Genomic DNA, 11890 nt, shown 5'->3' on the forward strand with positions numbered 1-11890 from the left:
CCCTCGAACTTTAATTAGTGAACTTCAATCATCACTGCGTCCCCTTGACCGCCACCGCTACAAATCGAAGCAATTCCAATTCCGCCGCCGCGCTGCTTAAGCGCATGGATTAGTGTAACGATAATGCGCGCTCCGCTTGCTCCAATTGGATGTCCCATCGCTACTGCGCCGCCATTTACATTCAATTTTTCTGGATCAATTCCTGCGATTTCTGTACTTGCAATTGCTACCGCTGCAAATGCTTCATTAATCTCGAATAAATCGATATCTTCAATTGTCTTGCCTGTTTTTTCAAGCAATGCGTTAATTGCATAACCTGGCGTTCTTGGGAAATCTTTAGATTCCACTGCAATTGCTGTATGCGCCAAAATTGTCGCTAATGGCTTTCTTCCTTCTTGCTTCGCTCTGTCTTCGCTCATTAATACAAGTGCGGCACCACCATCGTTCAAGCCTGGCGCATTACCAGCTGTCACCGCCGCTGTCTTATCAAATACAGGTTTTAACTTTGCTAACTTTTCAATCGTTGTATCTTCACGTGGCGCCTCATCCTTTGCAACGACAATAGAATCGCCTTTTCTTTGCGGGATCGTTACTGGAACGATCTCCTCTTCAAAACGTCCTTCTTTATGCGCTGAAACCGCACGCTGATGGCTACGATATGCCCATTCATCTTGCGCTTCGCGAGAAATTCCATCTTCCTTCGCAACTTCTCCGCCATAAACACCCATGTGTGTACCTGAAAATGCGCATGTTAAACCGTCAGCAACGTTTAAATCAATAACTTCGTTGTTGCCCATTCTGTATCCCCATCTTGCTCCGCGTAAAATGTAAGGACTGTTACTCATCGACTCCATACCACCAGCTATAATCAGTGATTGATCGCCAGTACGAATAATCTGATCCGCTAACGTAACCGCACGAAGGCCTGATGCACAAACTTTATTGACTGTTTCCGTCTGCACTTCCCAAGGGATTCCTGCAGCCCTTGCAGCTTGGCGCGATGGAATTTGTCCCTGTCCACCTTGAATAACCGTTCCAAATATAACTTCTTCAACATCACTAGCTGCAACATTTGCTCTTTCAAGCGCTGCTTTAATTGCAATTCCTCCAAGTTCCGTCGCTTTTACATCTTTTAAAGATCCTCCGAATTTTCCAACTGGTGTTCTTGCAGCACTTAAAATAACTGTTTTACTCATGTTTCTTTCCCCCATTTCATTTTTTAACACTGAGCGCTCGCTCGGTATCCCTACGTTGAGAAGAGGTGCAATCATTGCACCTCTTTCTAAAGTTGTATACATTCTTATAAACTACATCGCTTCTTTTTTCTGTCCGATAACAGATCGTTCTAAAATCTCTGTCACATCAAGAGTTTGAACTTTTTCTTCTACCTCTTTCGCTTTCGTGCCATCACTGATCATCGTTAAGCAATATGGACAACCTGTACCGATAATGGATGGCTGTACAGCTAATGCTTGTTCTGTACGAGCAACGTTAATACGAGAGCCTGTTGTTTCTTCCATCCACATTAAGCCACCACCTGCGCCACAACACATTCCAGTCTCACGGTTACGTGCCATTTCTACAAGATTCACTCCAGGAATCGCTTTCAAAATGTCACGTGGCGCTTCGTACACTTCGTTGTATCTTCCTAAATAACAGGAATCATGGTACGTAACTGTTTCTTCAATAGCATGAACAGGCTTTAAACGCCCTTCTTTCACCCACTGGGCTAACAATTCTGTATGATGATAGACTTCTGCTTGCAAGCCAAAGTCCGGATACTCATTTTTAAATGTGTTATAAGCATGAGGATCAATCGTAACGATTTTCTTCACTCCTGCCTTTTCAAATTCTTCGATATTCTTTGTCGCCATCTCTTGGAATACAAATTCATTTCCGAGGCGACGTGGTGTATCTCCAGAATTCTTTTCTTTATTACCGAGAATTGCGAATGAAATGCCTGCTTCGTTCATTAACTTCGCAAATGATATTGCAATCTTCTGACTACGGTTGTCGTATGATCCCATTGAACCAACCCAGAATAAATACTCGAATTCCTCACCAGCTTTTGATTTTTCTTTTACAGTTGGAACTGTTACTTCGTCATCACCTTGGCGCCATGTTTCACGCTCTTTACGGTTCAGACCCCACGGATTTCCTTGACGCTCGATGTTTGTCATCGCGCGTTGTGCTTCCGCGTCCATTTTTCCTTCTGTTAAAACGAGATATCGACGTAAATCAATAATTTTGTCAACATGCTCATTCATAACTGGACATTGATCTTCACAGTTACGACACGTTGTACATGCCCAAATCTCTTCTTCTGTAATAACATCTCCGATTAAACTCGGATCGTAAGCGAGCGTTGTAGCCGCTGATTCTTGTTGTCCTTTTCCAGCTGCCATCATCGCTAACTGATTTCCTTGTGTATTATTGAAGGCAACTACTGGAACCCACGGTGCTTTTGATGTTACCGCAGCCCCTTTATCAGTTAAATGATCGCGAAGTTTTAATATTAAGTCCATCGGCGATAACATTTTCCCTGTGCCTGTTGCTGGACACATATTTGTACAACGGCCACACTCTACACAAGCGTATAAGTCAATAAGTTGATTTTGTCTAAAGTCTTCAATTTTACCAACACCAAATGTTTCTTGTGTTTCATCTTCAAAATCAATCTTTTCAAGCTTCCCTGGATTTGAAATACGACCGAAAAATACATTAGCTGGTCCCGCAATTAAATGCGCATGTTTTGATTGTGGAACATACACTAAAAACGTTAACAAAATTAGTAAATGCACCCACCAAGAGAAATAGAACACTGAAATGGCTACGGTTTCATTTATCCCGCTAAAAACGTAAGCGATTGCAGAAGCAATTGGTTCACTCCATGAAAGCTCCTCGCCATGCCATATAAGTCCCATACCGTTACCAAGTAGCACAGAGATCATTAAACCACCGATAAAGATAAGAACAAGACCTGATTTGAAGTTACGTTTTAAACGAACAAGCTTTTCTACATAACGTCTATGAAAAGCCCAAAATACTGCAATTAAAATAACAAGTGTGACAATTTCCTGGAAGAATGTAAATGCAGGGTATAGTGGTCCAAGTGGAAGATGTGATCCTGGTGCGAGTCCTTTCCAAACGAAGTCAATTGCTCCAAATTGGACAAGAATAAATCCGTAAAAGAACATAACGTGAATGATGCCGCTTTTCTTATCTTTCAGCAGCTTTTTCTGACCGAAAACATTGACCTTAAGAAGATCCCAACGCTCTTTAAAACGACGGTCAAATTCAATTTTTTTTCCTAATTGTATGTAGGCTATTCTCGTCCGTATAAGATATACAAACAAATATCCTGCATAAGCAATAACAGCAATGGCAGCCAGCCAATTAATGATCAGTAAGCTATTCATTTTTATGCTACCCCTCTCTTTGTAAGCCCTCTTTCTTTTTAGAATCTTCAAAAATATATAATTTTCTGAATTATATCCCCTACCCCCATTATATAATGAGTGAGCATTCAGTCAACAGTTTTTTGTTATAGAACAACACATTTTTTCATAAAGCTGTTTATTTCGGTGAAACTATAAAGTGAAACTTTAATCTGTAGGGGTGGTTCATCCCCCACTGATTATTAGTTGAACCAATCGGGCTTTTACGGGCAGTTGATTTCCAAACTAACTTCTACTTATTCATCAGTTTTTGAAGTAGGAAGCTTACTGCCCGTTAAAGCGGGATAAAGTGAAACTTTAATCAGTGCAACATACTATCCTCTGATGAAATTTATAATAACAACCGCGCTACCCGTATCATTTGTAACACACTGAAGGTGAAAAGAATGCGAAGGAGGGAATTCACTGATGCTCTACTTATCTCTTTTGTTAATATCCGTTGCTCTTTGGATTACAATTGACCTTTCATACGGGAGACTTCTTCATTTAAAGCGGGTAAGCTCTCGCACTTTCCCTTTACGTCAAAGTGATTTTCACCTTTATACATACGGGAAAGATTTGTATGACGCCTTATTTACTGATATAAAACAAGCACAGCACCACATTCATATTTTATTCTTCATTGTAAAAAACGATAAAATCAGTCGTGAATTTTTAAAGTTGCTGATTGATAAGGCTCAGGAAGGAATTGAAGTACGACTTTTACTTGATCGATTTGGCAGCCATTATTTATCAAACGAAGCTATTCGCTCCCTGCGAAAACATGGTGTATCTTTTTCATTTTGTCATAAGATAAAATTTCCTCTACTTTTCTTTTCTGCCAATCAAAGAAATCATAGAAAAATTACAGTGATTGATGGGAAAACTGGCTATATCGGGGGCTTTAATATCGGCGAAGAGTATCTAGGGCATAATGAATATTTAGGATTATGGCGAGACTATCATTTACGTCTTACAGGAGAAGGGGTTCAAGATTTACAAAAGCAATTTTTGCATGACTGGTTTGATGATACGAAACAGAATTTATTGGATGTTTCTCTTTATTTTCCAAAACAAAACCCAGGTACCATAATGCATCAATTTATTCCGACTGATGGTGCTTATTTACAGCATACTTTTTTACATTTAATTAACGGAGCAAAAAAAGAAATCTGTATTGGTACACCATATTTCATTCCTGGAAAAAAAATTATGAATGCCTTATTAAAAGCAAGAGAGAGAGGGGTTCAAATCACAATTCTCGTTCCAGAAAAAGCTGATCACCCTCTCGTTCGAGAAGCAAAATTCCCGTACTGCCGAAAATTAATACAGGCTGGTTGCAATATTTACGCATTTCAACAAGGTTTTTTTCACGCCAAAATTATTATAGTGGATGATGATATTTGTGATATTGGAACAGCAAACTTTGATATGAGAAGTTTATATATTAACCATGAAATAAACTGCCTGTTATATAATAAACATTTCATTCGAACAGTAAAAAATAAATTCCATGAAGATCTAGAGAATGCATCCGTACTTTCCTATAGCGATGTAAACCCACCTTCTCTTATCGATAGAGGAAAAGAATGGATTGGAACAATGCTTGCTTTCTTTTTATAGGAAAGACAATGAATAAAAGAGGTGTATCTCATATGATTATGCGGTTTGGATATGTCTCACATGCAATGGCACTCTGGGACTGTTCTCCTGCCAAAACAATGACGTTTACAAGCTTTAAGAAACTCAGCAAACAAGAGCGAGAAGACAAATTGTACCATGTTATAAGGCAAAATTTAGAGCACACAATACGTATCCTTCATTACAATATAGCGCATGAAATCCCGCTATATCGCCTATCGTCTTCCATCGTCCCACTTGCAACACATCCCGAAGTCGAGTTTGACTATATTGGGGTATTCACACCACTTTGGCGTAAAATAGGGGCTTTAATTAAAGAACACAATTTACGAATAAGTTTTCATCCAAATCAATTTACTTTATTTACAAGTGACAAGCCACATATTACTACTAACGCTATTACGGATATGACTTATCATTATAAAATATTGGATGCTATAGGCATTGCAGATTCTTCTTACATTAATATTCATGTAGGTGGAGCCTATGGAAATAAAGAAAAGGCAATTGAGCGCTTCCATGAAAACATAAAAAAACTTCCTGCACATATAAAAAAACAAATGACCCTTGAAAACGATGATAAAACGTATACAACTTCTGAAACTTTATCAATTTGCCAAAAAGAAAATATCCCATTTGTATTTGATTATCATCATCATATGGCCAATCTTTGCGAGCAACCACTAGAAGAGTTGCTTCCTGCAATTTTTGAAACTTGGTCACATACAAATATCTCTCCTAAAGTTCACATTTCCTCCCCAAGATCGGAAAAAGAATTTAGGGCTCATGCTGAATATATCGATTTAGAGTTTATTAAGCCCTTCTTACACGTTGCAAAAAAAAACAATCATAATTTCGATATTATGATTGAAAGTAAACAAAAAGACTTAGCACTATTCCGATTAATAGATGAACTTTCTGCTATAAGAGGCATTAAAAGAATAAGTGGTGCAATGTTACAGTGGTAAATTGTAACTTTGCACCATTTTTTCAAAAAAGTAATTTTTATAGTAAAAAACATCCTATTTTATATGCTATTATTTAAATTAGCATTCCCCCGAGATTCAACTTTATTGAAACGGAGTCATAATATGATTAATCAAAAAAAGTATGTACAATTTGTCATAATATACATATCTATATTTGCTCTTTGGATACTCTTTATTCCAAATGAGTCGCATATAAAGGAAATTGGGATTCTTTTCTTATTCTGTTTTGCTGCACTTTTTTCTTGCCACTGTTTATATAAAGCTATTAAAAAAATGAAACGCAGTGATAAACTATTTTGGATTTTATTACTATGCACTTGCCTATGTGGATTAGTTATGGAGATAACCCTATTTCTTAGTTCGATTTCCATGCATAATCAATCTATATTTTCATATAAAGCATTACCTTTTTTTATCATACAATATATTTTGCTCTTTGTTGGATTTGCTATAAAGTTTATAAAAAATTACTCTATTAAGGGACTTTCTCAATTCTCATTCGATAGCATCTTTATTATTATTATGAACATTTATTTCACCTTAACTTTTATCTTAGATATTTCAAGCTTCCGCATGTTAACAAAGGACACTTGGATTTTAATTGGGTATTTTATTGCACAATCATTAGTAATTTACGCCGTTATTAGCCTATATAGAAGAGAACAATATTCTTCTAGTAGAATCGCATTAATTATCGGTTTCACTATTATACTCGTATACGGTTATATTCATCTGTTTCAATTGAATTTTGGGATGAAAACTTCCGCTGAAATTAATTATTTAATACACACTGCTTCTATTTTATTAATTGGACTTTCTTCCATACTATATATTTTGGATAAACCAATGCAGCATGAAACGAAAGCAAAATATTATCGATTCGATTATATACGTTTTATACTACCTTATTTTAGTATAATTATTACTTTTTCTTTTATTATCATTCAACCTTGGGATGATAAATTCATGTTAATCGGCCTCGTGTTATCACTTATTTTGTTATTCTTGCGGCAACTTTACATGTGGAAAGATAATCAAGCACTAATCCATACATATGAACAGTTGACTACACAACTAGAGGGCGAAGTTGAAGAAGGTGCATTTGCATTATCAAAAAGTGAACAACGCTATAAATCTTTATTCGAAGATCATCCCGATGCCGTTTTCTCTTTAAATATGAATGGCATTTTTCAACAATCTAATAAGGCATGCGAAAGCTTATTTACTGCCTATTATTGCGAAGTGGCAAGCTATTCTCTGGTACACTTCATTGATTCAAAAGACCACGAACTACTTAAGAAGGCTTTACAAATTACAAAGGAAGGTAAGCCACAAACGTTAGAAGTTCGTACAAAAGAACAAGAAGGCTATTATTATTATCTCCATATTACACTTATCCCTACTTTTATAAACAAAGAAGTGGTCGGAATGTTTGGGATAGCGCGTGATATTACCACTTTATATGAAAAACAAAAACAAGTAGAACATTTAGCCTTTCACGATGCACTTACTGGATTACCAAATCGCCGAAAGTTCGAAAAAGATTTAAAAGCCATTTTGAATACAGCCCAAACTAACGCAAATGATGTCGCCGTCATGTTCCTTGATTTAGATCGATTTAAAAAAATTAACGATAGACTTGGTCATGACGTCGGAGATTTATTATTAATTGAAGTAGCAAACAGACTACGCGGTTGCTTGCGTTCAAAAGATGTCGTCGCTCGCCAAGGTGGAGATGAGTTTACCATTCTATTACCAGAAATGTACTCAGAAAAAAGTGCAATTTTTATAGCTGAACAGATTTTAACTATTTTAAACAAACCATTCTTCATTCAAGGCGAAGAACTCTCTATTACACCGAGTATCGGAATTGCGATGTATCCTGATTATGGAACTGATGTAAATGAGTTAATGAAAAATGCTGATATGGCTATGTACCGTGCGAAGGCAAATGGAAAAAACAGATTTGTTTTCTTCTCAAAAGAAATGAGTATCGCTCAAAATGAAATTCAATTCTTAGAAGGTGAACTTTCAAAAGCATTACAACAAAATGAATTTTTCCTTGAATACCAACCACAAGTAAGCACAAAAACAAAAGAAATTATCGGTTTTGAAGCATTAATACGTTGGAAGCATCCAAAACTCGGTATCGTATCTCCTGCCCAATTTATTCCTCTAGCAGAGGAAACTGGTTTTATTATTGAACTTGGTAATTGGATTTTACGTACTGCCTGTTTAGAGGCAAAAAGATGGCATAATCAAGGTTTTTCTCACTTAAAAGTTGGTGTGAATTTATCTGTTGTTCAATTTAACCATGCTGATTTAATCCCAACTATTTCAAAGGTGTTAGAAGAAACAGAACTGAAACCAGAAGCACTAGATATTGAAATTACGGAAAGCATCGCAATTAATCAAAATCAATCTGTAGTTGCAAAACTAGAACAGCTTCAAAATCTCGGCATTCAAATTTCAATCGATGACTTTGGAACTGGTTATAGTTCTTTAGCTTATTTAACAAAATATCCAATCAACACATTAAAAATTGCTCGAGAGTTTATTTGTGGAATTACAAATAGTCCTTTAGAAGAAGCAATTGTCTCTTCCATTATTACACTATCAAAAGAACTAAATTTAGAAGTGATTGCAGAAGGTGTAGAAACGGAAGAAGAATGGGAATTTTTACATAGACAAAATTGTGATCACATTCAAGGATTCTTTATTAGCAAACCTGTTTCTAGTAAAGACGTTTGGATGTTACTCCATAAAAAAACAACCGTCTAAATAAGGCGGTTGTTTTTTAAAACTCAAAAGGTAAATCTGCAGCTACTTGTACCTCTTGATCATTATGAGAAATTATTTGACTTTTCTCTAATGTTGTATCACCTAATGAAATACCCCATGCCATTGCTAACGTTAATAAACTACCAATAAGTAATTTTTTCATATTCCATCACCCACATTTTTTACTTTTAATATATCATGAAAATTTATTCACATTGTATGCAATTATGCATATCCACTTTTTAGGTTGTTTATCTGCTGATTTTATTTACGAGCGCTTCTTTATATGCATGCATTTCTAATATATCAAAAAAGAAACTTGCCTTCTTATATGCATCTTCAATCTCTGCCTCTTCATACTCCAACTTCCTTAGGCATTCACCTCTTTGATAATATAGCTGTCCAATTAATGCCATACTATTAATTCGGCATGATATTTCAATCGCTTTATTTACTTGATAAAGTGATTCTTCATATCGACTATCTAAGTATAATGCTTTTGCATGATTATACCTTACCTTCACGTCAAATTCTTCATTATCATGCAATGCCTCTAATTGTTTTAATATTTGTTCAAATAAATCAATACCCTTCTTCAAATAGCCATTTTCAGCATAAATGTTTGCAATTGCGTTTTCAATATAAAGATTCTGATATACATCAATTCCTGTCAATTGTTGATTGAGCAATTTCTTTAATTCTAAAATACAATATTCGTAATCGACTTTTTTCAACACGTAAGCAGCTACATAATATTGCCATTGAAGAAATTGCTGGAATTCAGGATGATATTCTTCCTTTTTCAGCTCATTCCATACTTTATTATAAATTTCTTTATATCTTTTTTGCTTACAAAGCATAATGACTTGATCTTTAAACTGTTTTTTTCTTTCAATATCCGAATAAATGAGTACCTCATAAAAATGAATAATGGGAATTTGTAATTTCGCTGCAATACCTTGCAATATATCCATACTTGGGTATACTGCACCCGATTCAATTCTGCTTACTTCCGATTGATGACATATGTTCTCGGATAACTGTTTTTGTGTTAGTCCTCTTAACACTCTAATTTTCTTAATTTCACTTCCTAATTTCTCTGCTTGCATACTTACTCACCATCCCATTATAACAATCTAATTTTTTAAGTTGTCATACCACTACAATAATGTGCATTCGACAATTTTTGATATGAAATAATGCATAATATATATAAAATTCGGCAAATTTTTCATACAATTCATCTCACATACAATAATAGATTAGGAGTGTTATAGATGAATTATAGAAAACTTGCCAGTGCTTTCGTTACATTCGGTCTTCTTTACCCTTTATCAACAGAAGCTATTCATGCTCAAGAATTAGACAAAAGTGCAGTCAAAGTTGAAATTGCTCAGCCTGGTTTAACAATCGGGAAATTAACACAACCTCAAAATGATACGAAAGAAAATATTGCTAAAAAGTATTTAAAAGGTGAGGTAGATGGGGCTAAAGCTCAACAAGAACAAGTCACTACTGAAAAAAATGTAGATTTCCAACCTACAAATAAAGAAACCAAAGAAAATCAAACCGAAGTTCGCCTTGCACAAACATATAAAAACTATAAAGTATATGGCCAAGATCTCATTGTAAAAGTAGATAAAAATGGAGTGATCACAACTGTTAGTGGTAAAGTTGTTCAAAATTTAAATCAACAACCTAATCTTACTATAACAAATTTTTTGTCGAAAAATGAAGTGAAATCTAAATTACGCGATATAGTTCAAATTCCAAGTGATGCGGTTGAGACAGAATTCTCTAGCGAAACCGTTGTTTATAAGAAAAAAGATGGCTATTATACATTCGCAACTGTTATTACATTTACTTATGAAAACAATGAACAAATTATAAATGGCAATGCTATCGTTGATCTAAAAACTGGCGAAGTACTTTTCCAAGAAAAATTCATTAAAAACAAAGAGAATAAGACTATAAATCAAGTAACATCACCTAGATTATCCACTGCAAGTGAGCAAGGAACTGGGAAAAATGCACTTCAAGAAAACATCTCTTTCAATATTGCCAAAGGAACTGATGGGAAATTTTATTTAGCGGATTTATCACGCGGAAATGGTATTTATATTTATAATGCAAACTACGCCGATTCCCTCGGGGGATATAGTCAAGCTGGTTATCCAGGGACACTAATTTCAAGTAGCACTCCTAATTTTGCAGATAAAGAAGCCGCGGGCGCTATGAAGAACATGAGTGATATTTATGATTACTTTAAGAAAGAACATAATCTAAAAAGTTACGATAATAAAGATTCAAAAGTTGTTGCTAGTGTACACGGTTTTGATTCTACTGAAGTTAGTGATGGTATAAAAGAAGACTATGTAAATGCATTTTGGCATCCCGCTTGGAACCAAATGGTATTTGGTGATGGTTTAGACGGCAAACTAACATCAGCTCTTGATGTAACAGCTCATGAATTTGGACATGCTGTATTCAGTGGCACGACGAAAAATAAAGTCGTGAGATATCCAAGCGCTGAAACATCTGCACTAAACGAGGGATTAGCGGATTTCTGGGGTACACAAATCGAATATTACGTAAAGAAAGATAAAGGAAACTGGATTATGGGCGATACATTAGGTGGCCTAACAATTCGTGATATCCCAAGGGAAATTGGTGACGGCGGTCATAAATTATATACAAATTTACAAGATTTCTATAATGATGGTAATAATCAAGAATCTCACGTGAATTCTGGTATTATCAGTCACGTATTATATCAATTAGCTGAAGGTAAAACATATAACGGTGTTGCTGTTCAAAAACAAGGCAATGAAAAAGTAAGCAAAGTTGTTATGCGTGCATTGCAAAATTATGCAACTTCCGCTGAAGACTTTGAATCACTTCAATCTCACATCGTACAAGCTGCAAAAGATTTATATGGCACTGCCGTATCAAATGAATTTGCAAAGGCATTTGAAGCACATGGTTACAAGTCGTTACAAAAAGTAAATAAGGTAATAGAAGTACAATAACAAAGAAGAAGTT

At 35.5% G+C, this 11890-nt stretch carries 8 protein-coding genes; 4 read left to right on the forward strand and 4 right to left on the reverse strand.

Going from position 1 to position 11890, the window contains the following annotated elements; translation table 11 throughout:
- Positions 1-14: 14 nt before the first annotated feature.
- Positions 15-1298: an acetyl-CoA C-acetyltransferase gene (locus NZ044_RS26325; RefSeq protein WP_118961594.1), complete on the reverse strand. Its 1284-nt coding sequence runs from the start codon at positions 1296-1298 to the stop codon at positions 15-17.
- A gap of 9 nt (positions 1299-1307) precedes the next feature.
- Positions 1308-3419 carry a heterodisulfide reductase-related iron-sulfur binding cluster gene (locus NZ044_RS26330; RefSeq protein ID WP_001086753.1) on the reverse strand — a complete coding sequence of 704 codons (2112 nt, stop codon included), beginning with the start codon at positions 3417-3419 and terminating at the stop codon, positions 1308-1310.
- A 447-nt stretch (positions 3420-3866) separates the two neighbouring features.
- Between NZ044_RS26330 and cls the strand changes: the two genes are divergently transcribed.
- The 3 genes from cls to NZ044_RS26345 all read left to right on the forward strand — a co-directional run bounded on the left by cls (position 3867) and on the right by NZ044_RS26345 (position 8848).
- A complete protein-coding gene (gene cls, locus NZ044_RS26335) occupies positions 3867-5060 on the forward strand; it encodes a cardiolipin synthase (RefSeq protein WP_000966425.1) in 1194 nt (397 codons plus the stop codon).
- Between the two features lie 32 nt (positions 5061-5092).
- Positions 5093-6046 (forward strand): UV DNA damage repair endonuclease UvsE, encoded by a 954-nt coding sequence (gene uvsE, locus NZ044_RS26340; RefSeq protein WP_014895365.1) that lies wholly within the window; start codon positions 5093-5095, stop codon positions 6044-6046.
- Between the two features lie 123 nt (positions 6047-6169).
- Positions 6170-8848 carry a DUF4084 domain-containing protein gene (locus NZ044_RS26345; RefSeq protein ID WP_002162962.1) on the forward strand — a complete coding sequence of 893 codons (2679 nt, stop codon included), beginning with the start codon at positions 6170-6172 and terminating at the stop codon, positions 8846-8848.
- Positions 8849-8864: 16 nt separating this feature from the next.
- Here the strand turns inward: NZ044_RS26345 and NZ044_RS26350 are convergent, their stop codons facing one another.
- Positions 8865-9011, reverse strand: a complete 147-nt coding sequence (locus NZ044_RS26350; protein WP_000734733.1) for a quorum-sensing peptide PapR — start codon at positions 9009-9011, stop codon at positions 8865-8867.
- Positions 9012-9099: 88 nt separating this feature from the next.
- Positions 9100-9957, reverse strand: coding sequence for a helix-turn-helix domain-containing protein (locus tag NZ044_RS26355; RefSeq protein WP_001147494.1), 858 nt, complete (start codon positions 9955-9957; stop codon positions 9100-9102).
- A 168-nt stretch (positions 9958-10125) separates the two neighbouring features.
- On the opposite strand from NZ044_RS26355, the gene NZ044_RS26360 reads away from it, so the two are divergent.
- Positions 10126-11877 (forward strand): M4 family metallopeptidase, encoded by a 1752-nt coding sequence (locus tag NZ044_RS26360; protein ID WP_016099330.1) that lies wholly within the window; start codon positions 10126-10128, stop codon positions 11875-11877.
- The last annotated feature ends 13 nt before the right edge of the window (positions 11878-11890 follow it).

It is taken from the genome of Bacillus sp. FSL K6-1338, from assembly GCF_038006965.1.
Classification (GTDB): domain Bacteria; phylum Bacillota; class Bacilli; order Bacillales; family Bacillaceae_G; genus Bacillus_A; species Bacillus_A thuringiensis_S.

Bases quoted from the DNA above. Each gene is read 5' to 3' on its own strand.
- NZ044_RS26325 (WP_118961594.1), bottom strand. From the start codon at position 1,298: ATGTATACAACTTTAGAAAGAGGTGCAATGATTGCACCTCTTCTCAAC.
- NZ044_RS26330 (WP_001086753.1), bottom strand. From the start codon at position 3,419: ATGAATAGCTTACTGATCATTAATTGGCTGGCTGCCATTGCTGTTATT.
- cls (WP_000966425.1), top strand. From the start codon at position 3,867: ATGCTCTACTTATCTCTTTTGTTAATATCCGTTGCTCTTTGGATTACA.
- uvsE (WP_014895365.1), top strand. From the start codon at position 5,093: ATGATTATGCGGTTTGGATATGTCTCACATGCAATGGCACTCTGGGAC.
- NZ044_RS26345 (WP_002162962.1), top strand. From the start codon at position 6,170: ATGATTAATCAAAAAAAGTATGTACAATTTGTCATAATATACATATCT.
- NZ044_RS26350 (WP_000734733.1), bottom strand. From the start codon at position 9,011: ATGAAAAAATTACTTATTGGTAGTTTATTAACGTTAGCAATGGCATGG.
- NZ044_RS26355 (WP_001147494.1), bottom strand. From the start codon at position 9,957: ATGCAAGCAGAGAAATTAGGAAGTGAAATTAAGAAAATTAGAGTGTTA.
- NZ044_RS26360 (WP_016099330.1), top strand. From the start codon at position 10,126: ATGAATTATAGAAAACTTGCCAGTGCTTTCGTTACATTCGGTCTTCTT.